Origin of the sequence: Listeria grandensis FSL F6-0971, from assembly GCF_000525835.1 — a bacterium.
Taxonomy (GTDB): domain Bacteria; phylum Bacillota; class Bacilli; order Lactobacillales; family Listeriaceae; genus Listeria_A; species Listeria_A grandensis.
Genome location: NZ_AODD01000003.1, coordinates 1 through 25923, shown reverse-complemented (window position 1 = coordinate 25923; position 25923 = coordinate 1). Strand labels below are relative to the sequence as shown.

General features: G+C 42.8%; 23 protein-coding genes and 3 pseudogenes. 22 read left to right on the top strand and 4 right to left on the bottom strand.

Features of this window, described 5'->3' with window-relative positions; translation table 11 throughout:
* The first annotated feature begins 46 nt into the window (after positions 1-46).
* The 7 genes and pseudogenes from psiE to PGRAN_RS03950 all read left to right on the top strand — a co-directional run bounded on the left by psiE (position 47) and on the right by PGRAN_RS03950 (position 6883).
* Positions 47-460, top strand: a complete 414-nt coding sequence (gene psiE / locus PGRAN_RS03980; protein WP_036065362.1) for a phosphate-starvation-inducible protein PsiE — start codon at positions 47-49, stop codon at positions 458-460.
* Positions 461-479: 19 nt separating this feature from the next.
* Entirely contained in the window at positions 480-1079 is a 600-nt protein-coding gene (locus tag PGRAN_RS03975; RefSeq protein WP_036065360.1) for a short chain dehydrogenase, read from the top strand.
* A 13-nt stretch (positions 1080-1092) separates the two neighbouring features.
* Positions 1093-1470: an OsmC family protein gene (locus PGRAN_RS03970; RefSeq protein ID WP_036065359.1), complete on the top strand. Its 378-nt coding sequence runs from the start codon at positions 1093-1095 to the stop codon at positions 1468-1470.
* Positions 1471-1699: 229 nt separating this feature from the next.
* Positions 1700-2983 carry a glycosyltransferase family 4 protein gene (locus tag PGRAN_RS03965; RefSeq protein ID WP_036065357.1) on the top strand — a complete coding sequence of 428 codons (1284 nt, stop codon included), beginning with the start codon at positions 1700-1702 and terminating at the stop codon, positions 2981-2983.
* A pseudogene (locus tag PGRAN_RS17585) lies at positions 2976-3999 on the top strand (glycosyltransferase family 4 protein). Before PGRAN_RS03965 ends, PGRAN_RS17585 begins: the two are co-directional and overlap by 8 nt.
* 6 nt (positions 4000-4005) lie before the next feature.
* Entirely contained in the window at positions 4006-5043 is a 1038-nt protein-coding gene (locus PGRAN_RS03955; RefSeq protein ID WP_036065355.1) for a lysylphosphatidylglycerol synthase transmembrane domain-containing protein, read from the top strand.
* A gap of 118 nt (positions 5044-5161) precedes the next feature.
* Entirely contained in the window at positions 5162-6883 is a 1722-nt protein-coding gene (locus PGRAN_RS03950) for an ABC transporter ATP-binding protein (protein ID WP_036065353.1), read from the top strand.
* A gap of 47 nt (positions 6884-6930) precedes the next feature.
* On the opposite strand, the gene PGRAN_RS03945 is transcribed toward PGRAN_RS03950, so the two are convergent.
* Both PGRAN_RS03945 and PGRAN_RS03940 read right to left on the bottom strand, forming a co-directional pair.
* Positions 6931-7482: a GNAT family N-acetyltransferase gene (locus tag PGRAN_RS03945; RefSeq protein WP_036065351.1), complete on the bottom strand. Its 552-nt coding sequence runs from the start codon at positions 7480-7482 to the stop codon at positions 6931-6933.
* A gap of 6 nt (positions 7483-7488) precedes the next feature.
* A complete protein-coding gene (locus tag PGRAN_RS03940) occupies positions 7489-8154 on the bottom strand; it encodes a TetR/AcrR family transcriptional regulator C-terminal domain-containing protein (RefSeq protein WP_036065350.1) in 666 nt (221 codons plus the stop codon).
* Positions 8155-8282: 128 nt separating this feature from the next.
* Between PGRAN_RS03940 and PGRAN_RS03935 the strand changes: the two genes are divergently transcribed.
* Positions 8283-9755 (top strand): MDR family MFS transporter, encoded by a 1473-nt coding sequence (locus PGRAN_RS03935; RefSeq protein ID WP_036065348.1) that lies wholly within the window; start codon positions 8283-8285, stop codon positions 9753-9755.
* 153 nt (positions 9756-9908) lie between these two features.
* Positions 9909-12561, top strand: a pseudogene (locus PGRAN_RS03930) (cation-translocating P-type ATPase).
* 93 nt (positions 12562-12654) lie between these two features.
* On the opposite strand, the gene PGRAN_RS03925 reads toward PGRAN_RS03930, so the two are convergent.
* Both PGRAN_RS03925 and PGRAN_RS03920 read right to left on the bottom strand, forming a co-directional pair.
* Positions 12655-12942 carry a rhodanese-like domain-containing protein gene (locus PGRAN_RS03925; protein WP_036065346.1) on the bottom strand — a complete coding sequence of 96 codons (288 nt, stop codon included), beginning with the start codon at positions 12940-12942 and terminating at the stop codon, positions 12655-12657.
* Between the two features lie 76 nt (positions 12943-13018).
* Positions 13019-13294, bottom strand: a complete 276-nt coding sequence (locus PGRAN_RS03920; protein ID WP_036065345.1) for a DUF1294 domain-containing protein — start codon at positions 13292-13294, stop codon at positions 13019-13021.
* A gap of 86 nt (positions 13295-13380) precedes the next feature.
* On the opposite strand from PGRAN_RS03920, the gene PGRAN_RS03915 reads away from it, so the two are divergent.
* The 13 genes and pseudogenes from PGRAN_RS03915 to cshA all read left to right on the top strand — a co-directional run.
* Positions 13381-14061: a hypothetical protein gene (locus tag PGRAN_RS03915; RefSeq protein ID WP_036065343.1), complete on the top strand. Its 681-nt coding sequence runs from the start codon at positions 13381-13383 to the stop codon at positions 14059-14061.
* A 65-nt stretch (positions 14062-14126) separates the two neighbouring features.
* The gene (locus tag PGRAN_RS03910; protein ID WP_036065341.1) at positions 14127-14504 is read left to right on the top strand and encodes a RidA family protein; all 378 of its coding nucleotides are present in this window, start codon (positions 14127-14129) and stop codon (positions 14502-14504) included.
* A 67-nt stretch (positions 14505-14571) separates the two neighbouring features.
* Positions 14572-15675, top strand: a complete 1104-nt coding sequence (locus PGRAN_RS03905; RefSeq protein WP_036065338.1) for a 5-methyltetrahydropteroyltriglutamate--homocysteine S-methyltransferase — start codon at positions 14572-14574, stop codon at positions 15673-15675.
* Between the two features lie 225 nt (positions 15676-15900).
* Positions 15901-17296: pseudogene (locus tag PGRAN_RS03900) on the top strand (amino acid ABC transporter substrate-binding protein/permease).
* Positions 17289-18017, top strand: a complete 729-nt coding sequence (locus PGRAN_RS03895) for an amino acid ABC transporter ATP-binding protein (RefSeq protein ID WP_036065336.1) — start codon at positions 17289-17291, stop codon at positions 18015-18017. The pseudogene PGRAN_RS03900 and the gene PGRAN_RS03895 overlap by 8 nt, the downstream one beginning before the upstream one ends.
* A gap of 433 nt (positions 18018-18450) precedes the next feature.
* The gene (locus tag PGRAN_RS16925; protein WP_173399967.1) at positions 18451-18597 is read left to right on the top strand and encodes an Lmo0850 family protein; all 147 of its coding nucleotides are present in this window, start codon (positions 18451-18453) and stop codon (positions 18595-18597) included.
* Positions 18598-18836: 239 nt separating this feature from the next.
* Positions 18837-19607, top strand: coding sequence for a hypothetical protein (locus PGRAN_RS03890; RefSeq protein ID WP_036065335.1), 771 nt, complete (start codon positions 18837-18839; stop codon positions 19605-19607).
* A gap of 97 nt (positions 19608-19704) precedes the next feature.
* Positions 19705-20256, top strand: a complete 552-nt coding sequence (locus tag PGRAN_RS03885) for a TetR/AcrR family transcriptional regulator (RefSeq protein WP_036065334.1) — start codon at positions 19705-19707, stop codon at positions 20254-20256.
* Positions 20257-20345: 89 nt separating this feature from the next.
* Positions 20346-20696, top strand: a complete 351-nt coding sequence (locus tag PGRAN_RS03880; protein WP_036065332.1) for a DMT family transporter — start codon at positions 20346-20348, stop codon at positions 20694-20696.
* Positions 20696-21016, top strand: coding sequence for a DMT family transporter (locus tag PGRAN_RS03875; RefSeq protein WP_036065425.1), 321 nt, complete (start codon positions 20696-20698; stop codon positions 21014-21016). The genes PGRAN_RS03880 and PGRAN_RS03875 overlap by 1 nt, the downstream gene beginning before the upstream one ends.
* A 285-nt stretch (positions 21017-21301) precedes the next feature.
* Entirely contained in the window at positions 21302-22420 is a 1119-nt protein-coding gene (locus PGRAN_RS03870; RefSeq protein ID WP_036065331.1) for a D-alanine--D-alanine ligase, read from the top strand.
* A gap of 66 nt (positions 22421-22486) precedes the next feature.
* Complete coding sequence (locus tag PGRAN_RS03865; RefSeq protein WP_241433271.1) at positions 22487-23809, top strand: UDP-N-acetylmuramoyl-tripeptide--D-alanyl-D-alanine ligase; 1323 nt, start codon at positions 22487-22489, stop codon at positions 23807-23809.
* Positions 23810-24485: 676 nt separating this feature from the next.
* Positions 24486-25923, top strand: a 1438-nt coding sequence (gene cshA / locus PGRAN_RS03860) for a degradosome RNA helicase CshA (RefSeq protein ID WP_036065329.1), incomplete at its 3' end; no start/stop codon positions are given.

Genomic DNA, 25923 nt, shown 5'->3' with positions numbered 1-25923 from the left:
CTAAAATCTGGTACAATAGAGAACACATGAGAGGAGTTGTGAGCAGATGGATTTTATTAAAAGATGGTCAGACAGAACACCACGGTTGTTGCGAGCGGCACTTAATTTAGCCTTAATCTTAGTCGCGATCACACTCGTTATTTCGTTGTTTAAAGAAGTATGGGAGATTTTTTATAGTATTTTTTACGATGCTTCGGAAAATTTTTATCAGATCACAGAAGAAATATTAGTTTTCTTTCTTTATTTTGAGTTTTTAGCTTTGATTATTAAATATTTTGAGATGGGTTATCATTTTCCGTTGCGGTACTTTATTTATATCGGAATTACTGCCATTGTGCGCTATATCATTCTCGATCATAAAAGTGCAGCATCGACATTATTTTTGTCCAGTGCCATTCTGGTACTATTAGTTTCACTTTTTGTCGCTAATACTAAAACGATGCGACGGAACTCGGATTAGTTTTAAGGGGGAATTTTTGTTGAAAATAGTATTAGTTGGAGCGACTGGAACGATTGGAAAAGCAATTATTGCAAAGCTTGAAAAGGAACATACAATTATAACAGCAAGTCGTAAAGGCGCCGATGTGATGCTTGACATGACATCGGTTGCGAGCATTCAAGCAATGTATGCGCATGTTGGGAAAGTAGACGCGGTTATCGTTGCAGCGGGAGCGGCTTATTTTGGTCCACTCGAAACAATGACACCGGAAGACAATCAACAATCTATTGACAGTAAACTAAAAGGTCAGATGAATCTTGTTCTGCTTGGTTTGGATCATATCCAAGATGGCGGTAGCTTCACTTTGGTGACTGGAATTATGATGGATGATCCAATTAAGCAAGGAGCTTCGGCGGCAATGGTAAACGGTGGCATCCGAGCTTTTGTTAAATCGGCAGCGATTGAGATACCGCGCGGGATTCGGATAAATAGTGTAAGCCCCAACGTATTGCAGGAATCTTGGGATAAGTACGCTAACTTCTTCGTCGGTTTTAACCCAGTTCCCGCAGAAAAAGTGGCCCAAGCTTTTGTTAAAAGTGTTTTAGGCGGACAAACAGGCCAGAATTATGAAGTGTATTAGGAGGAATGAGAGAATGGATTTAGTAAGAGGCGCGAATGGGTTTGATGTGATCCATGAGAATGGAAATTGGCAGTTAAATCGCGATACTGGCTTTTCACCAACACAAGCAACGGTGGCAGCAGTAGCAGCGTGTAGCGGCTATGTATACGACGCTATTCTAGAAAAGAAGCGAATTGATTATACGATCGAAAATATTCATGTGACATTTGAGCAAGATCAGGAAGCAGTTGTGCGTGTTTTAAAGAAAATCGAGGTTATCTTCACATTGAAAGTAGGCGACGCAGATCAAGCGAAAGCTGAAAAGGCACTCCACCTTGTTAAAAAATCGTGTCCTGTTGCGATGTCACTTGATCCCAAAATAGAGATCATCGAAAAAGTTATCTTTGTATAAAAGGACGTAAGAATGAGGAAAAATCAAACCATAGGCCTAGGTAAATTGTTGAAGATTGTTGCATAATAGAGTTAGATATGGTTGCGTTACAGAAAGATTGAAAAATAAAATGATTTTTTATCTGGATTTTTGTTATAATAAGGATGGATGACTTTAAGCTTAAAATAAAAACAGGCTTTGGCAAAGGCACGATGGTACTTTATCATGGTGTGGAGGGAAGGCGAAAACAGTGAACATAGGCATTTTTACAGATACTTTTTTTCCGCAGATTAGCGGTGTGGCAACATCAATTAAGACGATGGAAAAAGAGTTAACAAAACGAGGACATAATGTATATATATTTACAACCTCAGATCCACAGGCTGACTTGGAGGCGGAGCAAGGGAAAGTATTCCGTTTTTCAAGCATTCCGTTTGTGTTTTTTCCTGAGCGCCGAATTGCGGTTGCTGGAACACAGAAGGTAGCCCATTTGATCAGACGTTTAGAAATTGATGTTATTCATACCCATACCGAATTTTCGATGGGGCTAATCGGGAAAAAAATGGCGAAAAAATTCGACCTACCTGTTTTGCATACGTATCACACGATGTATGAGGATTACTTGCACTATATCGGCAAGGGCAAACTGATTACTCAAGGCGTTGTGCAGCGACTAAGCCGTGCTTTTTGTGAGTCGATGGATACGGTTATTGTCCCAACAGAGAAGGTACAAACGTCGCTACGTCGTTATGGTATTCCGAATCATATTCGCATTATCCCAACAGGAACGGAATTTCAATCGTTTAAAGCCGACCGTTTTGATAAAACGAGTTTGCAACATACGAGGGCTGCTCTTGGCATTGCGCCAAATGATAAAGTGGTGGTCTCAGTTGGTCGTGTCGCGCAAGAAAAAGGCATTGATATTATCGTGAAGGCTTTTCCGAGTGTGCTTGCGAAGATACCGAATGCGAAGTTACTCATCGTCGGGGACGGTCCAGCTCGTAAGGAGTTGGAAGAACTGGCGTTTACAGAAGATATTTCGAAATCAGTCATTTTTGCAGGAGAGCAGGATTGGGAAACGATTGGTCGTTTTTATCAATTAGGAGATGTGTTTGTCAGTGCTTCTACGTCAGAAACGCAAGGCATGACCTACATCGAGGCGATGGCTTCGGGCATTCCTGTGATTGCAAAAACGGATCGGAGTAACGAAGACCTTGTGTTGGACCGCAGAACGGGTCGAAGTTTTAGAACAGATGCAGAATTGCCAGAAATGATTTGTGGATTGTTTCAAGAGCCGGAGATGGCAAATCGCTTAGTCACAAACGCGTTGCATCATATTCAAAACTTTTCAGCAGAACAATTCGGCGCAAACATTGAACAATTATACATGGAGACGTGTGAGAATTATGGCTGGATCGATGGGCAAAGAACCTATGAGCCGTTAGATCAGTATACGGTGAACAATTATGTGTTAAGCATTCCAGCAGCAGTACTTCAAAAACGTGAAAAGAAAGTGAGAAAATACCATGAATAGAATTACGATGCTATCCTCTGCAGAAAAAGTGAAGGGACAGGGGGTAGCTTCTGCGTATCGCGAGCTCATTAACTTAATGACAACACATCATGCGGATAAGTATGACATCGCCATTAATACATATCGCAAATCTGACATCACACACTATCACACGATCGATTTTCCGTTTTTCTTATCCACTTTTAGGAGGAAGCGGCGTGGTGTGATGGTTGGATATGTGCATTTTTTACCGGAAACTTTGGACGAGAGTCTGAAACTACCTTGGATTGCAAAAAAGATTTTTTATAAATACGTTATTCTATTCTACAAACGGATGGACGTGCTCGTTGTTGTGAACCCGTCATTTATTCCGCAATTAGTAGCGTACGGCATTCCAAAAGAGAAAATTAAATATATACCGAATTTTGTGTCAGCGAAAACATTCTATCCAATGTCTGGCGCAGAAAAGTTAGCATTGCGCCGAGAACATGGTATTGCACCAGATGCTTTCGTCGCGATTGGTGTGGGGCAAGTGCAGCATCGTAAAGGCGTTCTCGATTTTATTGAAGTCGCCAAACAGTTGCCAGAGATGCAATTTATTTGGGCTGGCGGTTTTTTCTTTTGGAAAAATTACGGCTGGGTATAAAGAGCTGAAGGAAATTTATGATCATCCGCCGAAAAACGTTCAGTTTCCAGGGATTGTGGAGCGTGCGGATATGAATGCATATTATAATATGGCGGATGTGCTTTTCTTGCCGTCATTTAATGAGCTGTTTCCAATGGCGATTTTAGAAGGTATGAGCAGTGGGCTTGCTGTATTGTTGCGGGATTTGGAGCTGTATGAGGGCATTCTTGCGGGCAATTATATGCAGGCCTCTGATGTTGCTTTATTTCAGGGCGAGTTGGAGCGGATGGCAAAGGATCCAGCGTATATGCAAACGGCGAAAGATGGTGCTAAAAAAGGAGCGGACTATTATTCAGAAGCTAGACTCACTGGATTATGGCAGGAATTTTATGACGGACTTTTGAAGGGATAGAAGCAGATGAATAAAAATATAAGCCGGCATGTAATCAGTATTTTACTTGTTGTTGCAATTAGTGTTGGGTTTATTTTTTTCCAATTTCGTAATGTCAAATGGAATGTTGTTCTGGACGTTTTAAAAAATGTGAATTTAGGTTATATCGGGATTGCTTGTTTGGCAATGTTTTTATACTGGTGGCTGGAGTCGGTTGTTTTGCAGCGATTTGGAAAACTTGCAGATCCGACATTAAAGTTACGAACGTCCTTTCGAATTACGATGATTGGGCAGTTTTTCAACTCTGTGACGCCGTTTGCAAGTGGTGGTCAGCCAGCTCAGCTTTACTTGTTAACACGACGAAAAATAGATATTGGGCTTGGGAGTTCTGTGCTCTTAATCAAGTTTATTATTTACCAAGCGGTGATCGTGGGGACCTTCGTATTTTTCTTGATTTTCGGTTTTCCGTTATTGGGGCATACGACATTCGAGATTAAATATTTAATACTGATTGGCTTCGTCATCAATTTGGCGGTGATTGTCGGCTTGATTACGGTTGCTAAAAGTGAGCGTGTGGCATCAGCGATCGTGCATATTCTGTTAAAACCCGCGCTATTATTTGTGAAAAAGGAACGTCGTGCGGGCATTCGCGAAAATGCGGATAGTAAAATTACGTCGTTCCATGAGGAAAGTGTGCGTTTTAGCGGGAACCGGCGGCTGATTTGGGAATGTACGCTTTACACAGTTGTCCAGTTGCTCTTTTATTTAAGCATTCCTTATTTTGTGTTGCTGAGTATGGGCGTGACGGATGTTGGTTTGATGACTGTGATGACGTATCACGCTTTTGTTATGAAATTGTCGTCTTCGATTCCGACGCCTGGTGGTAGTGGTGGCGCGGAATATAGCTTTACCTCGTTTTTTGGTATGGTACTCAGCCCTGAAAAACTAGTAATGGGCCTCATTTTATGGCGTTTGATTACGTACTATAGCTGCACGATTTTTGGTGCGATTGCGATGATTCCATTTGGAAGTAGGAAAAACCGTCAATTGGGCGGGAATAGATAAGAAAAAGGAAGTTCCTATTGAAATGGGAACTTTTTTTGATTGAGAATCAATCTCAATTAGGCAAGTGTGTATTTTTTTGTTATAATGGAATTTCCGTGAGAAGAAGGGGGAGAATTGGGTGTTAAAACGTTTTTTTAGTTATTATAAGCCATACAAGCTTTTATTTATAATCGATTTTGGGTGTGCGGTAATTGCGGCATTACTTGAGTTAGCGTTTCCGGTAGCTGTGAATCAGGTGATCGATAAGTTGTTGCCTAACAAGGATTGGGGACTTATTGTGACGGCAGCTTTGGCGCTGTTGTTCTTTTATTTCTTGAATATGTTTATGCAATATATTGTGACGTATTGGGGGCATATGTTGGGGCTCAATATTGAGACGGATATGCGTCGGGATTTGTTCGCGCATTTGCAGAAGCAACCGTTTGAGTATTACGACAACGAGAAAACGGGGAAATTGATGTCGCGGATGACCACCGATCTGTTTGAAATTGGTGAGGTCGCGCATCATGGTCCAGAGGATATTTTTATCTCGATTATGTCGCTTGTTGGAGCATTCTTGTTGATGATGACGATTAATGTGAAGCTGGCGGTGATGACGATTGTACTCGTGCCGATTTTGACGGTGCTGATTATTTTTTTCAACAAGAAGATGACGGGTGTGAACACGCAGATTTTCAAGGACTTGGGAAGCTTTAATGCAGGTGTAGAAAATGCGATTAGTGGTGTGCGCGTGGTGCAGGCATTTGCGAATGAGGGGTTTGAGCGGGAGCGTTTTGGCAAGTTGAATCAGACGTATCGCAAATCAAAATTGATGTTTTACAAGGTGATGGGATTTAGTTTTTCGTTTAACTACTTTTTAATGCGATTGATTACGCTGTTTGCTTTGTTTTTCGGCTCCTATTTCGTGATTAATGATGGGATTTCGTATGGGCAGTTTGTGAGCTTTATTTTGCTGACGAATGTTTTTATGCGGCCAATTGAGAAGATTAACGCGGTGATTGAGAGTTATCCGAAAGGGATTGCTGGATTTAAGCGGTTCATCGAAGTTATGGATACAGAACCATCGATTTTAGATAAACCTGGAGCGGTTGATGCGGGGCATTTACGAGGAGATATTCGCTATGAAAATGTGTCATTTCAATACGATTCTGGAAAAAAAGTACTGGATGGGGTCGATTTGACGGTGAAAGCTGGGGAAACGATCGCGTTCGTGGGTCCTTCTGGTGCTGGGAAAACGACGATTTGTAACTTGTTACCGCGTTTTTATGATGTGACAGATGGTGCGATTACGATTGACGGTGTGCATATTGGGGCGATGACATTGGCGTCTTTGCGGGCTCAGATTGGGGTCGTACAACAGGATGTGTTCTTGTTTTCTGGAACGATCCGTGAAAATATTGCTTATGGGAAATTGGATGCAACCGATGAGGAAATTTGGTACGTGGTGCGGTTAGCGCATTTGGAAAAAGTGGTGAACGAGATGCCAAATGGTTTGGATACTATGATTGGAGAACGTGGCGTGAAACTTTCTGGAGGTCAAAAACAACGGCTTGCGATTGCTCGGATGTTCTTGAAAAATCCGCCAATTTTAATTTTGGATGAGGCGACTTCTGCACTCGATACGGAGACGGAGCTTGTGATCCAACAATCACTAGATGAATTGGCAAAGGGAAGGACGACATTGATTATCGCGCATCGCTTGGCAACGATTAAACATGCGGACCGGATCATTGTGGTGAACGAGTCGGGAATTGCGGAGCAAGGAACACACGCGGAATTAATGATGAAAAAGGGTGCGTATCGTCAGTTGCACGATGCTCAGTTTTCGAGAAACGAATAGAGATAAGGATGGGACTGGCATCATTGTGCCGAGCGCCCATCCTTCTTTTATTTTTGATATTTTTTGCGGTATTCCCGAGCAAGCATACTCATTGTGATGGAGTCATGGTAGGTATGGTCGTAAAATAGTGCTTCACGCTGAATGCCTTCCACTATGAAACCGACTTTTTCATAGGCACGGGTGGCTTGTTTGTTGTAAGCAAAGACATTCAATTCGATTCTATGTAGGTTCAAAATGCCGAATCCATAATCAAGCATTAACTGCATGGCCTCAGAACCGTAGCCTTTACTTTGATGTTCGGTTTTGCTGATCGCAATGCGTAAATTGGCATGGCGATTGGTCGTATCGATATCTTGAATTGCGATGTCTCCAATGACTTCTTCTGTATCTTGTAAACAAATCAGTAACAAGACAGCGTCGCTTTCCTGCCATTTTGTCGCGATATATTGCTCGATTTGAGGGTAGGTGAACGCTTGTTTTGTTCCAGTTAAACGGCGAACATCCTCGTTAAAAAACATCGTATAATACGCATCCAGATCGTTCGGATGTAGTGGACGTAAAAAAATGAATTCTCCTTGTAAAAGCTTATCTTGACGCATATTCCATCACCTTTCTTTATTCATATCAAGTAGTTTTTCAGCACCAGCAATAATGACATCGAGTCCAAACGAAAAATTCAAATCAAATCGGCTCTCAGACTGGGCGTGCTTTTTCATGACAGGTAGTACGCGCAAGTCTTGCGTATCTTCGCGCTCAAACATCGAGGCAAACAAATCATGAATCTTTTCTGGGCCGACTTCGTTTAGGGTGCGTTCTTGAGAGGCCTCATCGATCGCGATCCCCGTCACGTAGTTGTCGATTAGGTTGCATAATGCCAGTGTCTGATCATCATCGAAACCGGCTTCCAAGAAAGCGACGAACAGGCAATCAATCATTTTCAAACGGTAAATGTCGATCGGAATTGTTTTCATCATGATTTCGGCACCGTCAGGAACTGCACACATGGCATGATGACTTCGTATTGCAAGCCAGCGTGTTTTCTCCTGCCAAGAAAGCGCCGGATCAGGTAGCTCAATCTGAGCGGAGATGTAACTCGCCAAGCCTTGAAGCAAGTCCTGTTTATTTTTGAAATGCCAATAGAGCGCGGGGGCTTGTACATTCATCGCTTCGGCCACTTTGCGCATCGATAAACTTTGGATACCATTCTTCTGTAAAACTTCTAATGAGGCTAGAATTATCTTTTCTTTTGTTAGATTTCTTTTTTTGTTCACTAAAAATATCTCCTTTAGACTGATTTTATTTTAAAGGGAATAAGGATATAATTTAACAGTGTTAAATTAAAAAGGATAAGCCGTGATAGTTCTATTATACATGGTTACGATCAAGAAGGGTGAGAAAAATGGCGAAAACAGAAACGAAAATAGTTCCGGTATTAGTCGCGTTAATGCTTGGAATCTTTGTTTCTTCTCTTGACAACACAATTGTTGCAGCGAGTATGGGAACAATTGTAGGGGATTTAGGGGGACTTGATAAGTATGTTTGGATTACGTCGGCGTACTTAGTTGCGGAGATGGCAGGGATGCCGATTTTCGGAAAATTATCGGATATGTATGGACGGAAACGGTTCTATGTGTTCGGGATTACCTTATTTTTAATTGGTTCGATTCTTTGCGGAACGGCGGAAACGATGACGCAACTGGCCATTTATCGTGCGATTCAAGGCGTTGGTGGTAGTGCGTTAATGCCGATCGCGTTCACGATTATTTGGGACGTGTTACCGCTAGAAAAAAGAGCGAGTGTGGGCGGTTGGTTCGGCGCTGTATTCGGCCTATCAAGCGTTGTTGGGCCGCTACTTGGCGCATTTATTACGGATCACATTAGCTGGCATTGGATTTTCTATATCAACGTGCCAATTGGGATTGTGGCCTTATTCTTAATTAGTATTTTTTATAAAGAATCGCCGAAACATAATAAAGCTAAAATTGATTGGCTGGGCGCGTTCTTCCTCGTTGGCGGGACGGTTGCTTTAATGTTTGGACTTGAGCTTGGTGGTCAAACGTATGCATGGGACTCAGTACAGATTTTAGGATTGTTTGCTCTGTTTGTCATCGCGATGATTGTGCTGATTTTTGTGGAGCGTCGCGCATCAGATCCGATTTTACCGTTTTATTTGTTTAAGCGTCATGTCTATTTAGGGACGGTGCTGACGGGGATGCTGTACGGTGGAGTCTTCATGGTTGCGACGATTTATATCCCGCTGTATGTGCAAGGTGTCGATGGTGGAACGGCGACGAATTCAGGCTTGTTACTCCTGCCGATGATGGTTGGGACAAGCGTGATGGCGGCTGTTTCGGGGAACTTGGCGAATCGTTTTAGTTTTCGCGCGATCATGATTTGTGCAGGGATTTTGACGTTTGTGACGACGATCCTGTTTGGGACGCTGACGCCGGATACGCCGCGTTACATGTTGACGATTTACATGGTGATGCTAGGTGTAGGAATCGGGCCTTCGTTCTCGATTCTTGGAACGGCGAGTCTGTATAAAATTAATCCGAGTGAGCGCGGGACAGCGAGTGCGACGAATAATTTTATTCGCTCGTTTGGGATGACTGTTGGGATTACGATTTATGGCGTAGTACAGCGAAACCTATTTGCGGATGGCGTTCCTGAGATGTTCAAACATGTGGATAGCCGTGCGATTTTATCACCAGAATTGCGCGCGAAAATTCCGACCGAAATTTTGGATAAAGTGACCGAAGTGTTGTGTAGCTCAATCGCACAAACTTTCCTTTGGACGCTGATTCCGCTAAGTTTGGCATTCTTCACGATGCTTTTGATGGGGAAAGCAAAGATGTCGGATTTAAAAGAATAGTTCAGCGCACCGATACAGATATATATTTTCTTAAAATAATACACATGCGAAAACGCGAAATCTTTTTAGAGGATTTCGCGTTTTTTTTGATTTAAAGATGAGATTTTTCGGGTATAATGGATAGTATATTGTAAAAAAAGAGGTGTTTTGGGAATGGCGAGGTATCAGGAAGAGGCAGAAAAAGTATTAGAAGAGTTAGAAACTTCTGCGAAAACTGGTTTGACAGCGACGGAAGTGGCGAATCGGTTGGAGCGGGATGGTTATAATGAATTGAAAGACAAGTTGAAAGATCCTCTATGGAAACTGTTTTTAGAGACGTTTAAGGATCCGATGGTTATTGTGTTACTTGCCGCAGCGCTCGTGCAAATTTTGCTGGGTGAGGTTGTGGAGTCGCTTATCATTTTTGCGGTGCTGCTTTTGAATTCGGTCATTAGTGTGGTGCAGACGCGGAAGGCGGAGGGTTCGCTTGATGCGCTCAAGGAGATGTCGGCGCCTCTGGCCAAGGTGATCAGGAACGGAGAAAAGCTGACGATAGATGCGAGGGAACTTGTGAAGGGTGATATCGTATTGCTTGATGCTGGTGATTTCATTCCGGCGGACGGACGAGTTTTTGAAAGTGGTTCGTTGAAAGTCGACGAGGGGATGTTGACGGGGGAATCAGAAGCGGTAGAAAAACATGTACGGGCGATTTCGGATGAGGTGGCCTTAGGTGATCGGAAAAACATGGTGTTTAGCGGTGCGTTAGTCGTTTATGGACGAGGAGCTTTTGTCGTAACGGAAACGGGCGGTGGCACGGAGATCGGGAAGATTGCAGGCTTGTTGGAAAGCGCCGAAGCAAAGCAAACCCCTTTACAGCAAAAAATTGGAGAGCTTTAGTAAAAAACTCGGTATCGGGATTTTGCTTCTTTGTATCTTGATTTTTGCGATTGAGGCGGGGCGTGTCTGGCTTGGCGGTGGAAGTGGCGACATGACGAAGGCGATTTTGAATGCGTTTATGTTTGCAGTGGCAGTGGCTGTTGCGGCGATTCCGGAGGCGTTGTCCTCGATTGTGACGATTGTGTTGTCGGTCGGAACGAACAAGATGGCAAAAAGGCATGCGATTATTCGGAAACTGCCGGCTGTCGAGACGCTCGGTTCAACGAGTGTGATTTGTACGGATAAGACGGGGACGTTGACGCAAAACAAGATGACCGTGGTGGATTATTATTTGCCGGACGGGACGCAAGAAGTTTTCCCGGATACACCGGATACATGGTCGGAGGGTGAGCGTCGTTTGATTCATATCGCGGTGCTTTGTAATGACTCGAACATCAATGAGGAGGGGCTTGAACTTGGAGACCCGACGGAGGTTGCGCTGATCGCGTTTAGTAATAAGAACAATAAGAATTATAACGAGATTCGCGAGCGTTATTTACGGGAAGCGGAGATTCCGTTTGACTCGGAGCGGAAGTTGATGTCGACGATGCACACGTTCGACGGGCAAAAAGCGATGCTGACCAAAGGTGGACCGGATGTCGTGTTCGCGCGCTGTAGCCAGGTATTCTTGGATGGCAAAGAACAGCCGCTTACGGAGGAATTGAAGGCGAGTTTGATGCAGGCGAATGAGGACTTTTCGAATCAGGCGTTACGGGTTCTGGCTTATGCGTATAAGCGTTTGGACGGCTCGCAGTCGGATGTTGATTTGGACGATGAGCATGATTTGGTGCTCGTTGGTTTGACGGCGATGATTGATCCGCCACGTGAAGCGGTTTATTCCGCGATTGAAGAGTCGAAAAAAGCCGGAATTCGAACGGTGATGATTACCGGGGATCACAAGACGACAGCACAAGCGATTGGACGTGATATTGGTTTGATGGAACCGGATGATATCGCGCTGACAGGCCAAGAGCTCGATGCCTTATCGGAGCAAGAGCTCGATGAAAAGCTGGAACATATTTCTGTGTACGCACGTGTCTCTCCTGAAAATAAAATTAGGATCGTCAAAGCATGGCAGAAAAAAGGCAAAGTAACTTCGATGACGGGTGACGGTGTAAATGATGCACCAGCCTTGAAGCAAGCGGATATCGGTGTTGCGATGGGAAGCGGGACAGACGTTGCCAAAGATGCGTCGGCGATGGTGTTAACGGATGATAATTTCGTATCGATTGTAAGCGCGGTGGAAGTTGGCCGTACCGTTTTTGATAACATAAAAAAAGCGATTGCCTATTTGTTTGCGGGAAATTTAGGTGCGATTATTGCGATTCTGTTTGCTTTGGTATTTGACTGGATCAATCCATTTACAGCACTTCAATTGCTGTTTATCAACTTGGTCAACGATTCATTACCAGCGATAGCGCTTGGCATGGAAAAAGCAGAGCCAGACGTGATGGAACGGAAGCCACGAGATATTAAAGAAGGTATTTTTGCAGGTGGAACGATGCAGGCTGTTGTCACGCGTGGCCTATTAATCGGGGTAGCGGTTATTATTTCGCAATACATCGGGTTACAGCATTCTCCTGAAATCAGCGTTGCGATGGCGTTTACAACCTTGATTCTAGCGCGGACATTGCAAACATTTGCAGCTCGTTCAAATAAGCTGACTGCATTTGAAGCAGGATTTTTTAGCAATAAATACGTGATTTACGCAGTCTTAGTATGTTTCGTACTTTACGGTGTGACAGTACTTCCAGGTGCGCGTGAAGTCTTTTCGATCCCAGAATCATTTGGTTTAACGGAGTGGGGAATCGCAGCAGGATTAGCACTTGTCGCTGTGATTTTAATGGAACTTGGTAAATTAGTAAGTCGGATTGGTAAACATAAAGTGTAAAAAAGCGCGTCGTGTAAAGTGTTACAAAACTTTACACGACGCACTTTTTTTTATGTCTCAATGATACAGCCTGAAAAAAGGCGAGGAACTGCTTCAGCCGAGTTCTAACCAAGCATTCATTCCTCCGATAACATTTTCGCACTGGAGACCGCGCGCACTCAAATATTCGCACGCTTGTGTGGAACGGTTACCAGAATAACAAATCACACTATAAATCGTATTTGGATCTAGCTCATCCACAAAATTTGGTAAGCCTATAAGTGGAATATTGCGTACACCCTCGATATGGATTGCATTAAAATCAGCAGTATCTCGCACATCAATAATATTAGCTACAGAACGATTCTCTAGCTCCTCTACAGAAATAAGATTAAAACTCATATCAAAAACTCCTCTCGAATATCTCTATTTTAATGCATCATCTAGGATGAAAACAACTTCTTAGCTTGAGATGAAGCTATTTGAAATAGGTAATGAGATAAAAAATAATGCCGATATGAAGCACAATCGAAAGCGGAACGAACAATTGGAATTTCCGTTTGTGCGTTTTATGATGGAAAATAGACATACCGAGCCATGATCCAACCCCTCCACCTAAAAAGGCACAAAGCAATAATGTCGCTTCAGGGATACGCCATTGGTGCTTGACTGCTCTATTTTTATCGATCCCCATCATAGCAAAGCCGATCACATTGATCATACTATAATACGCCGACGCGAGTAAAAGTAGCATAAAATTCTCCTTGTCTTTAAAAGTGCTAAATAATGAGGAACAGGCTATAATTATAACATATTAAAATGAAAGGGAGGTTTTACAACATGATTCGGGAGTATGCTACTTTTTTTGGTATGACGATAGTAAGGCCAGTAAAGACGAGTATGCAAGCAGAGAAAAAGCGGCACGGTGCATTTGGATTAATACATATTTCCTTATTTGTACTATGTTTGACGTTTCAATACGCTTGGAATATGCGGGACCTAATTTTAAATTCGTTACAAGGTTATCCGATTTTTCAGCGTATTATTACAACAATTTTTGTGTCATCTGGGCAAGTTCTGCTCTATATTTTGGTGATGATGCTACTAAATGTAACGGTCGTTTGGCTCGCTGTGCGCTATGTTATGGGGATTAAAGAAGTTTCCTTTCTAAAATGTGCGGCTGGAATTGGTGGAATGATGACTTTTCCACTCGTTATCATGATTCTTTCACTCTTTGCTACATGGTATATTTCGACGCTCGTTTCGGTGATTTTGTGCATGGTTGCGTTATTATTTTTACCATTCTCGATGATGTATTTTATTATCGGACATTACGAAAAATCAAGAGTCGACGTTTATTGGATTAGTTTACTAGTATTTGTCGTCGTTGCGTTGATCACCATCGAGGGCATGGTTTTACTCGTACAAATTTTTACATCGAACGTGCATGAGCTGACACAAGAGATCCACCAAGCGGTCGTCGATTGGCTTGAGACCCTAAAATCACGACTCCGACGCTAAAAATTGCAAAACTGTCTGAATTGACATACAATACTAACATAACCAACTATTAGGAGGATTTGAACATGACAAAAGAAATAATTCACACAGATCAAGCACCAAAAGCGTTAGGACCATATTCGCAAGCGGTGAAAGTAAATGGCTTTATTTATGCTTCGGGACAACTGGGCATTGATCCAGCAACTGGCGAAATGGTAGTAGGTGTTGAGGCGCAAACAAAGCAAGCGTTTGCGAACATTCAAGCGGTTTTAGAAGCTGGCGGTTCAAGCCTTGATAAAATCGTCAAAACAACGGTTCTTTTCAAAGATCTTGGTAATTTTATCGCGGTCAATGAAATTTATGCGTCATTTTTCGAAGGGGATTATCCGGCACGTAGCGCGTTTCAAGTAGCGAAATTGCCTAACGACGCAGATATTGAAATTGAAGTAATCGCAGAAGCATAGAATAAAAAAAACTGAGCCTAGTAAAATAGGTTCGGTTTTTTCAAATTGGATGATTGGAGTGGGGAGTATGGAAAAAGGACCATTTAGAGCAGATCAAGTAGGCAGTATCTTGAGGACGGAAGCGATTAAACAAGCGAGGTTAGATAAAGCGGCAGGCAAGATCGATGCCGGCGAATTGCGCGCGATTGAAGATGAAGAAATTAAATACATTGTGGCGAAACAAAAAGAAGCAGGGTTAACCGCGGTGACAGACGGCGAATTCCGCCGCGCTTGGTGGCATTTTGATTTTCTGGAAGGTCTAGATGGCGTGGAAGGCTACGATGCGGATACGGGGATTCAGTTTGCTAACGTCCAAACCAAGACCCATTCTGTCAAAATTGTAGCGCCAATCCGGTTTGGAAATCATCCGATGCTTGCGGATTACCGTTTTTTACATAGCATCGCGGGAGAAGAGGCCGTTGCTAAAATGACGATTCCGAGCCCAGCGATGTTGCATTATCGCGGTGATATTGACTACGCGCCGTATATCGCGGACAAAGCGCTATTCCTGCAAGATTTGGCGGATGCCTATAAACAGGCGATTCAAGCGTTCTATGATGAGGGATGTCGCTATTTGCAACTCGATGATACGTCTTGGAGCTATTTATGTTCCGATGAGCAAAGAGAAGTTGTACGGTCGCGTGGGTTTGATCCCGACGAACTACAAACGATTTATAAAGATCTCATCAACGAGGCTATTTCTGAAAAACCAGCTGACATGGTCATTACGATGCATATCTGTCGCGGTAATTTCCGTTCGACATGGATCGCATCTGGCGGCTATGAGCCAGTAGCAGAGACCTTATTTGGCGGACTCCATATCGATGGCTTTTTCCTTGAGTATGACAACGATCGTTCCGGAGATTTCGCGCCATTACGCTATGTGAAACGCCCAGATTTAAAAATTATTCTCGGTCTTATCACATCGAAAAATGGTATTTTAGAAGATCCAGACGCTATTAAAGCGAGAATAAAAGAAGCATCGGAATTCGTGCCACTTTCTCAACTATGTCTAAGTCCCCAATGCGGTTTTGCTTCTACAGAAGAAGGAAACGTCTTAACGGAACATGAACAATGGGCCAAGCTTGCGCACGTTGTAACGATAGCAAAAGATATTTGGAACGAAAAATAATTGCCATAAAAAAACCTTGAAATGAACCGCTGTTTTAAGGTTTTTTTATGCCTTCTGGTAAGCTTATCTGAATTAGGTATTTTCAATAAGGTTACATTATGATAAAATCGAGAATGTGTTATCTTTTTTACAGCATCGAAAGTAAAGAATATTTTATATATATATCGCACAAATGGGGAGGAAACAATGAAAAAAACCAAAATACTATTTTTACTCTTGTCGTTTATGGCTGTTTTCGCAATGGTTGCGGGCAGCTTCGTACCAGTCGCGCATGCTGAGGAACAGAAAGTTTACGAGATCGGAACCGATGAAACCTTTGCGCCATTTGAGTTTCAGAACAATAAAGGTGAGCTAATCGGCATCGATATGGATATCTTGAAGGCAATTGCGAAAGATCAAGATTTCCAATACAAAGTAAAGCCACTCGGTTTTAACGCTGCAGTTCAGGCGCTTGCGAGCAATCAAGTCGACGGTGTTATTGCCGGTATGAGCATCACCGACGAACGCAAGCAAAAATTTGATTTTTCTGATCCATACTTCGAATCAGGAATTGTTATGGCCATCAAAAAAGGCGACGATACCATCAAGTCATACGAAGATTTACGAGGTAAAAAAGTTGCTGTTAAAACAGGTACGGAAGGTTACGCGTTTGCAGAAGCTAACAAAGCTAAATATGGCTATACACTCGTGCCGTTTGATGATTCCGCGAGTATGTACGCCGATGTTAGAACAGGCAATTCCGCTGCATGTTTTGACGACTATCCCGTCCTTGCTTACGGTGTGAAACAAGGCAACGGTCTGGATATTGTAACCGAGAAAGAAAAAGGAAACTCCTATGGATTCGCCGTGAACAAAGGGAAGAATCAGGAGTTACTAAAAAAATTCAACGCTGGGCTTATCAACATCAAAGCAAGCGGTGAATATCAAGAGATTATTAATACGTATATCGGTAGTGACGTGCAGCAGAAATCATTTTGGGATCTGCTCATAGAAAGCGCACCAGCCTTACTGTTAGGTCTATGGTATACAATTAAATTAACACTTATTTCTCTTATTTTTGTCAGCTGTTTTAGGCCTTGTTTTCGGATTTTTGAAAGTGAGTCGCAACAAATTTTTACGAGGAATTGCTACGGTTTACGTCGACATTTTCCGGGGTATCCCGCTGATCGTTCTCGCGTTCTTTATCTATTTCGGGATTCCAGAGGCGTTGGGCTTCAAAATGGATGCCACAGTCGCCGCTGTTATCACGCTTAGCTTGAACGCCGGTGCCTATATTACCGAGATTATCCGCGGTGGAATCCAGGCAGTCGATAAAGGTCAAATGGAGGCAGGGCGCTCACTCGGACTACCATACGGCAAAACGATGATCAAAATCATCCTGCCACAGGCGATTCGCGTCATGATCCCGTCTTTCATCAACCAATTTGTCATCACACTAAAAGATACATCCATTATGAGCGTCATCGGCCTTGTCGAGTTGACACAATCCGGTAAAATCATCATCGCCCGTACATTTGAGTCATCCACCATTTGGTTGATCGTCGCAATCATGTACTTGATCGTTATCACGGCATTAACGAAACTATCCAACGTGATGGAACGGAGGGTCAATAATGACTAAACTAAAAGTAACAGATTTAAAGAAAAGTTTTGGCACCAATGAAGTTTTAAAAGGAATCAATTTAGAAGTGGCAGAAGGCGAAGTAGTCTGCGTTATCGGCCCATCTGGTTCCGGCAAAAGTACGTTCTTGCGCTGTATGAATCACTTGGAGGAAATCACGGCTGGCTCTGTTATCGTCGATGATTTCAACATTACCGATAAAAAAACGGACATCAATAAAGTACGCGAAAATATCGGCATGGTTTTTCAACATTTTAACCTATTTCCGCACATGTCCGTTCTTAAAAATATCATGTTAGCACCGACAGAGCTTAGCAAACAATCGAAGGAAGAAGCGCGCAAGGCGGCCCTCGCACTCCTCACACGTGTCGGACTCGCAGATAAAGCAGATGCGTTTCCAAGCCAACTATCCGGTGGTCAAAAACAGCGTGTCGCGATTGCCCGAGCACTCGCAATGAATCCTGATATCATGCTATTTGATGAACCAACTTCCGCGCTCGATCCAGAAATGGTTGGCGAAGTGCTTGGCGTTATGAAGGATTTGGCCAAAGAAGGCATGACGATGATGGTCGTGACACATGAGATGGGCTTTGCCAAAGAAGTAGGCGATCGTGTTATCTTCATGGACGGCGGCTATATCGTCGAAGAAGGCACACCAGAGCAAGTATTCGATACGCCGAAACACGAACGAACGATCAGTTTCTTAGAAAAAGTACTGTAACTCAAAAAATACAAGCCATCTTGTCCGTCCTTCGGATAAAATGGCTTGTATTTTTGTTGGTCCTGTTTCTCTTGTTTTGTCTTCGTTCGTTTTGTCCGTAAATCAAGTGTTGCAAAAGCGCTCCGATGCATTGTCGGGTCGAGCCTACCTTCGCGGATACGTTTTAATCGCTGTTTCTTTGCATGTGAGTTCGCCATTTCTTATCATACCTCCTATTTTAGCCAATTATAACAAAAGTTCGTTAAAAACGCATCTATTCGCCGCATTATTCGTCTTTAAACCGTTTTCAAGGCGCAAAAATAAAAAATAATTCGTAAATACCTCATATTTTTTTGAAAAAGGACTGTTTTTGTCAAGCGTTTTGTGTTAAAGTGAACCTATAGAGAAAATAACAAGCGGGATAGTTTTTGAAAAGCGATTGGAGTGATACCATTTGCAAGAAAATAAAGATGTATTGAATAAAGTAATCCAACAATTAGAGAAAAAAGGTATTTTTGTAGAGAAGACGAAATCAAGAAACGACATCTGGCGCAATTTGCAAAAAAATCATTTAAACATTGTGAAGCTAGGTGTACGTTAAAACTACATAAGACACATCTTTCGCATCGATATCAACAGGTATCGATGTTTTTTATTATAAAATTTGCCGGCAAAAAAACTCTAAATAGTATAAATAATACAGATTAATACAATAAAAGCTCATTTTGTCATGAATTAGTAACTAAGATTTGAATCAATTGACACATACAATTAGGGCTAAGTGTTGTATGATAAGGATAGAGATGTGTGAGATAAGAGAGGAATTGGGTGAGTAGGGCAATGAAAAAAGAGATATTGAAGCAGCAGACGATTTATGTACACATGGACAATGTGATAAATAATGTTGTAACGAGCGGTATTACTTTCTGTGACTTTATGAATGGCGTGATGACGCCACCGCAAAATATGTTATTGCTAAAACACCAGTTTCCAGAAGCTTCTTTCAATGCGCATACATCGTTTCATTATACTGATGTTAAGGATTTACCGGAGCTTATCAAAGCACCAGTGTCGCAATATGGTGATTTTTGCTGGATTGATTTTGAGGAAACGGACCTAGTGAATCAGCTGACAGCACAAGAAGTAGCGGAATTACTCTATTTGGCGCATACCGGTAGACACTTACGTTCACCATTTTATTACAAGTTACAGAATAATTTTGTATATTTAACAAAAAATGACGGTCGCTACAACAAAGTCTACTATCGCAATCTAGACCAGTTTTATAACGTATTAGGTTACGCAATTTGGAAAAATATGATGCAAATGACAACGGAAAAAATCACCCTGCCGTTCATCAAACGTAAAAAAATTGCAGATATTCCAGTGGAGTTGCTTAAGAAGTTTGCCGGCTATTTCCGTGAGGGCGCATGTATCTCTTTTGATGACGCCGTGAAGTCGCGCAATCAGATCGAAGTGCCCATTGGTTTGAATCTCAAAGACGATATGCAAGAGTTGTTGCGTTCCAATGAATTAATCGCGTATGAACACGTGGTTGCGCACTTGATTTATGATATGAGACAAAATGAATGGTCGGTTATTGACGGCTAATTGGAAGATATCAAGAAAATCACGAAACATAAGGCTTTACGTTTTGTGATTTTTTTGATAGAATAAAACTAATGATCGTTAGTTAGGGGAGATTTTTATGTCAGGTCAACGATTGAAAGAGGCTGCATTACCACTTTTTGCGGAGCAGGGATACGATGGCACAGCCTTATCAGAAATAGCGAAGGCTGTTGGGATTAAGACGCCATCCATTTACGCCCATTTTGCCTCGAAAGAAGCCTTGTTTTTGGAAATTTATCGCGATGTGATGCGACATGAGTTGGTTGTGCTTGGAGAGATCGCACAAGAAACACATGCAACAGTGGAAGACGAGCTACACGCTTTTTTCTACAAGGTCACCGATTTCAACAGTGATCCAGAAGTAAAGCGTTTTTTCCAGCGCGCCATCTTTTTTCCACCGCAATCACTCGCGACACAAATGAGGGAAGAGATGACAACGTATGAAGCGCTGACCTCGGAATCCATCGGGAACATTCTACTAAGGAAGTTAGATGAGGCGCAGAAGGAAAAATGGATTTATGTATTTTATTGTTTACTAGATGGCCTCAGTTTGGAACATGAGATTTATAGCGCGGCAGATTTCGCGAAACGACGCGATGCTGCGTGGGAAGCGTTGGCGGCGCTTTTGTAGGGTCGAGCAGAGAGGATGGCCTTTCGGATACGGTTAGCCGTATTTTTAGCAATTTTGGGACAGCCCGATAAATTTAGGAGGAAAAAATGATGGCATGGATTTATTTAGTGCTCGCTGGGTTGTCTGAAATCGTTTGGGCGTTCGGTTTAAAAGAAGCACATGGATTTAGTAGGTTAGGGTGGAGTTTATTAACGGTTGCGTTTTTGATTGTTAGTTTCTATTTATTCGCAAGAGCGATGCGCAAAATTCCAATTGGCACAGCATACGCGGTGTTTACGGGAATTGGCGCGGCTGGAACAGCGATTATCGGGATGCTATTTTTGAATGAATCAACAGGTATTTGGAAAATTGTTTCGCTCGCAGTACTGATTTTCGGGATTATCGGTTTGAAGTTGGTCGATAGCGGTGCAAAATCGGATGAAAAGGCGGGTGATGCATGATGGCTTGGATATTTTTATTAGTAGCAGGATTATGTGAAATGGTTTTTGTCGTGATGATGAAACTCTCTGAAGGATTCAAAAAACTAAAATTCTCATTGCTAACAGTCCTTTTTATGATTGCTAGCTTCTTCTTATTGTCCTTGTCGTTGAAAACCATTCCGATTGGGACTGGCTATGCTATCTGGACTGGAATTGGAGCGGTTGGATCGGTTGTTATGGGGATGATCTTGTTTAAGGAGAAGAAGAGCGTCTTAAAATTACTATTTATCGCGATGATTGTGGCGGGGGTTATTGGCCTCAAACTCACTTCTGGCGCCTAGCGGAGTGCTGAACGCTCATCTGCGTCGTTAAAGCCTGTGCTCCGATGCTCACGTACAAATCGTACGCTCCGCTTCGGTGCTCGGCTTTGCCTAGCATCTAAGCATTCAGCGCTCCGCTAGGGTTTGGCGACTATTTCGTGTATTCTGTAAGTCGTGTTTGTTATTTTGGCATGATTTTTGGCATCTTAAAAATAATGAGGTGCTTTTTTTGTGTTTTGCTTTCATTCGGGGGAAAACGTGTTAAAATAGATTGTATTGATTTAGGTAGGATAACGGAGGGGTACGATGAAAACAAAATTAGTATTGCTTTATGGTGGGAAATCCGCGGAACATGAGATTTCTTTGCAAACGGCTTTTTCAGTCATTAATGCTTTGTCTTTTGATAAATTTGAGGTTAAACCGATTTACATAACGAATGATGGTGACTGGGTGCAAGGCCCAGCTTTGACGCAAAAAATGGATTTTGTCGAGCAGCTTCGTTTTGAACAGCGCGATGGCTTGAAATTGACGCAAGATAAGGATACGGCTTCTCATGGTTTAGCAATTAGTCCGGCCTCTATTCGGGAGGATGGCGACGCGGAGCAGTTGGTTGTTTTTCCGTTGTTGCATGGTCCTAACGGCGAGGACGGGACGGTGCAAGGTTTGCTCGAAGTTCTGAACTTACCGTATGTCGGGGCTGGTGTTCTAGCGTCGGCCGCTGCGATGGACAAGATCGTGATGAAAATGGTGTTCGCGGATGCCGGTATTCCGCAAGTTGCTGATGTGTCTGTGCGCGCCATTGACTGGCAAGAAAAGCAAACCGAGATGATTGCAAAAGTGGAGGCAGAACTTGTTTATCCTGTCTTTGTGAAGCCTGCAAATCTTGGCTCGAGTGTGGGAATTAGTAAAGCAACGGATCGGGAATCACTGATTGTTGCTATGGTGGAGGCGCTACGTTATGATCGCCGAATAGTGGTGGAGCAAGGCGTCGTAGCCCGTGAAATTGAGGTTGCGGTACTTGGAAATGATACACCGGAATGCTCCGTGGCTGGTGAAATTATCCCCAAAGGTGAGGTAGCTGTATTTTATGACTATAAGGCGAAATATCAGGATAATGATACGGTGATGGCTATTCCAGCTGAGCTCGATGCGGGGATTTACGAGCAGCTTGTGGATTATGCGAAGCGCGCGTTCCTAGGGCTCGACTGTAGTGGTCTTGTGCGTGCAGACTTCTTTGTTACGAAAGACAATCAGATTTTCCTAAATGAAGTAAATACGATGCCAGGTTTCACGCCATTTAGCATGTATCCGTTACTATGGCAAGAAAGCGGTTTGCCGTATGCTGATTTAATTATCAAACTCGTCGAACTTGCTAAAGAACGACATACCGCAAAAAATAGTTTAAAATATACATTAGAAGACTAATCATGACGGGAAAGCAGTGCCAAACACGGGCTGCTTTTTTGCCGGAATTTTGGAAGGAGTAATATTTTGAAAAGAACAGTTGGAGAAATTGCAGAAATGATACCGGTTATAAATGATATAGAGGTGTGGAAAGACATTGTGCTCACAGGTGTTTGCTTTGATACACGCCAAATAAAGGATGGAGATCTGTTTGTCCCGTTTGTTGGTGAATCCCGTGACGGTCATACTTTCGTAGTGCAGGCACACGCGGCAGGAGCGGCAGCAGCTTTATGGCAAAAGGATAGCCCGAATCCACCGGTTGGCATCCCGATTTTGATGGTAGAAGATACGCTAATCGCATTACAACAGCTCGCACAAGCCTATCTGAAACAAGTTGCTCCGAAAACAATCGCAATTACCGGAAGTAACGGAAAAACGACGACGAAAGATATCATGGCAGCGATTGCTTCGGTGAAATACCGTGTCCATAAAACAGGTGGTAATTTTAATAATCATATCGGCCTGCCGTATACGATTTTGACGATGCCTGAGGATACGGAGGTTGCGGTTCTTGAAATGGGGATGAATCATCGCCACGAAATCGAGACCTTAACGAAGATTGTGGAGCCAGACTTGGCGATCATTACAAATGTTGGTGAGGCGCACTTAGAACACCTCGGTTCTAGAGCTGAAATTGCCAATGCCAAAATGGAAATAACGCAAGGTTTGGTGCCGGAAAGTTTACTGATTTATCCGAGCGATGAACCGTTATTGACGCCGCTCGTAACGAATGCATACAGAACCGCGACATTCGGCATGACTGGTGATCTTCGCCCAGAGACAATGCAGACCGAAATGGAAGGCACGACCTTCACGACCAATATTGCGCCAGAGACAGAAATTTTCGTTCCGATCGTTGGGGAGCATAATGTCTTCAATACAATGGCCGCGATGTTAGCCGCGCGCGAACTTGAGATCACGCCAATCGAAGTAAAAGAAGCTCTGGCAAATATGGAACGCTCGAATAGCCGCCTCGAATGGCTTGTTGGTGCGAAAGGCAGTGACATCCTAAACGACGCTTACAACTCAAGCCCAACCGCATTGACTGCCGTTTTAAAAACTTTCATGAACTTAGAAGCCCCCGGCAAAAAGAAATTTGTTGTGGTGGCCGATATGTTAGAACTTGGCGATAATGCTGATAAGTTTCACGCTGAAGCCGGAAGCACAATCACAAAAGGAAGTGTGGATGCCGTGTTTGCATATGGAACCCACATCGAAGCCTTCACAAAAGCAGCTGCAAAGAATATCGGTGCAAAAAATGTGTATTACTTCCGCGAAAAAGCCGATTTGCAAGCCGCGCTGCTGGATCAGGTGACGGGCGAGGAGTATATCATGGTGAAGGGGTCTTAGTGGGATGGGGTTGAAGGATGTAGTGGACGCAATTCTATAAGCATAACTAAAAAGGGTAGAATACAAGCTGAGCCAGGTACCCCTTGTTTCTATCCTTTCATTTTTATAACATATATTTCCTGTGAATATTGTGGCATATTGTGAACCATACATGGGTAATTAAGCAAAAAGTATCTATACTTACTTTTTTGATGCAACAAGAGATATAATTGAATTTTGGAAACCAACAAATAAATTGCTTTTGGATAGTCTATATCCACGAATAGATGGAAACGCCACCATCTTCATCTACTAAAAATAATTCACCTAATCCAAGTTAAATCATTGAAAACACAAGGGATTCATGTTATGATGATTTGTGGAAGTTAATTAGGTTTTTACGATAAGCCTACATTATTATTAGAGGGCTTTTTTTATTTTTTTGCGTAAGAGACTGTGGACTGAATCGATCGCTTGTCGGCGTTGATGTTTGCTCCCAGCCTCCATTATGTCGTGAATCATATGCTTGGTTTATCCAAGCTTTTCTATTGCAGAAAAATGAAATATGCGGGCGTTATTTTCAAAGATATGAAGAACAACGAGCTGCATTAACCAGATGAATTAAAACGATGAGTAAAGATGATGAAGATGAGAAAGTGCTCTCCCAAAAAAACTTATTTTTAAAGGAGAAATGACATTGACAAAGTTTTCGGAGTTCGGTTTAGATCCGCTAATTGTTAAATCAGTAAACAGAATGGGATTTGAGGAAGCTACCCCAATCCAAGAAAAAACAATTCCACTAGGTCTTTTAGGTAAAGACATTATTGGACAAGCACAAACAGGTACAGGTAAGACGGCAGCTTTTGGTTTGCCACTTATCAACAAAATTGATGCGAAGAAACAAGGTGTACAATCGCTAATTATTGCTCCAACACGTGAGCTTGCGATTCAGGTTTCAGAAGAGTTATATCGTTTAGCATCTGATAAACGTCTTCACGTTTTAGCAGTATATGGTGGTTCTGACATCAGCCGTCAAATCCGTTCATTGAAGAAAAATCCACAAATCGTTGTTGGTACGCCAGGACGTATTCTAGATCATATCAACCGTAAAACGTTGCGTCTAGAAAACGTGGAAACATTAGTATTGGATGAAGCGGATGAAATGCTAAACATGGGATTCATCGATGATATCGAGTCGATCCTAAAAACAGTTCCAGACGATCGTCAAACGTTGCTGTTCTCAGCAACAATGCCAAAACCAATCCAACGCATCGCAGAACGTTTCATGAAAAACCCAGAATTGGTACAAGTTAAAACAAAAGAAATGACAGCTCTATTGATCGAGCAATTCTTTGTGAAAGTAAACGAAAGAGAGAAATTTGATGTTCTTTCTAGACTTTTAGACGTGCAAGCACCTGAACTTGCGATCGTATTTGGTCGTACAAAACGCCGTGTTGACGAAGTATCTCGCGCGCTTGACATGCGTGGCTATGTTGCAGAAGGTATTCATGGTGATTTGACGCAAGCGAAACGTATGAGCGTATTGCGTAAGTTTAAAGAAGGAAAAATCGATATCCTTGTTGCCACAGACGTAGCAGCACGTGGTCTAGATATTTCTGGTGTAACACATGTCTATAACTTTGATATTCCGCAAGATCCAGAGTCTTATGTCCATCGTGTTGGACGTACTGGTCGTGCCGGTAAAGAAGGTATGGCAGTAACATTCGTATCACCGCGTGAAATGGGTTACCTAAAGATCGTGGAAGATACAACGAAAAAACGCATGACACCACTTCAACCACCAACGTGGGACGAAGCATTCGAAGGTCAATTGCGCGTAGCTACTGAAAAAATTAGCGATATCGTTCGCGAAGACAGCCTAGCTGACTATAAAGTAGTAGCAACGAAATTACTTGAAGAATACGATCCAACAGATATCGCAGCAGCAATGTTGAAACTGTTATCGAAAGAACCAGACCAAACACCAGTCCATATTTCCGAAGAACGCCCATTACCTCATCGTGGAGGAAAAGGCGGAGGCGGTAAAGGCAAAGGTGGCGGCGGCTATCGCGGAGGCGGTAAAGGCGGCTATCGTGGTGGCTCTGGCGGTGGAGATCGCAAAGGCGGAGGCGGCG

What these genes read in the sequence shown, in the direction of transcription:
- PGRAN_RS03910 (WP_036065341.1), top strand. Translation starts at nt 14,127, where the DNA reads ATGACAAAAGAAATAATTCACACAGATCAAGCACCAAAAGCGTTAGGA.
- PGRAN_RS03915 (WP_036065343.1), top strand. Translation starts at nt 13,381, where the DNA reads ATGATTCGGGAGTATGCTACTTTTTTTGGTATGACGATAGTAAGGCCA.
- PGRAN_RS03880 (WP_036065332.1), top strand. Translation starts at nt 20,346, where the DNA reads ATGGCATGGATTTATTTAGTGCTCGCTGGGTTGTCTGAAATCGTTTGG.
- PGRAN_RS03935 (WP_036065348.1), top strand. Translation starts at nt 8,283, where the DNA reads ATGGCGAAAACAGAAACGAAAATAGTTCCGGTATTAGTCGCGTTAATG.
- psiE (WP_036065362.1), top strand. Translation starts at nt 47, where the DNA reads ATGGATTTTATTAAAAGATGGTCAGACAGAACACCACGGTTGTTGCGA.
- PGRAN_RS03885 (WP_036065334.1), top strand. Translation starts at nt 19,705, where the DNA reads ATGTCAGGTCAACGATTGAAAGAGGCTGCATTACCACTTTTTGCGGAG.
- PGRAN_RS03945 (WP_036065351.1), bottom strand. Translation starts at nt 7,482, where the DNA reads ATGCGTCAAGATAAGCTTTTACAAGGAGAATTCATTTTTTTACGTCCA.
- PGRAN_RS03925 (WP_036065346.1), bottom strand. Translation starts at nt 12,942, where the DNA reads ATGAGTTTTAATCTTATTTCTGTAGAGGAGCTAGAGAATCGTTCTGTA.
- PGRAN_RS03870 (WP_036065331.1), top strand. Translation starts at nt 21,302, where the DNA reads ATGAAAACAAAATTAGTATTGCTTTATGGTGGGAAATCCGCGGAACAT.
- PGRAN_RS03895 (WP_036065336.1), top strand. Translation starts at nt 17,289, where the DNA reads ATGACTAAACTAAAAGTAACAGATTTAAAGAAAAGTTTTGGCACCAAT.
- PGRAN_RS03875 (WP_036065425.1), top strand. Translation starts at nt 20,696, where the DNA reads ATGGCTTGGATATTTTTATTAGTAGCAGGATTATGTGAAATGGTTTTT.
- PGRAN_RS03920 (WP_036065345.1), bottom strand. Translation starts at nt 13,294, where the DNA reads ATGCTACTTTTACTCGCGTCGGCGTATTATAGTATGATCAATGTGATC.
- PGRAN_RS03890 (WP_036065335.1), top strand. Translation starts at nt 18,837, where the DNA reads ATGAAAAAAGAGATATTGAAGCAGCAGACGATTTATGTACACATGGAC.
- PGRAN_RS03955 (WP_036065355.1), top strand. Translation starts at nt 4,006, where the DNA reads ATGAATAAAAATATAAGCCGGCATGTAATCAGTATTTTACTTGTTGTT.
- PGRAN_RS03970 (WP_036065359.1), top strand. Translation starts at nt 1,093, where the DNA reads ATGGATTTAGTAAGAGGCGCGAATGGGTTTGATGTGATCCATGAGAAT.
- PGRAN_RS03905 (WP_036065338.1), top strand. Translation starts at nt 14,572, where the DNA reads ATGGAAAAAGGACCATTTAGAGCAGATCAAGTAGGCAGTATCTTGAGG.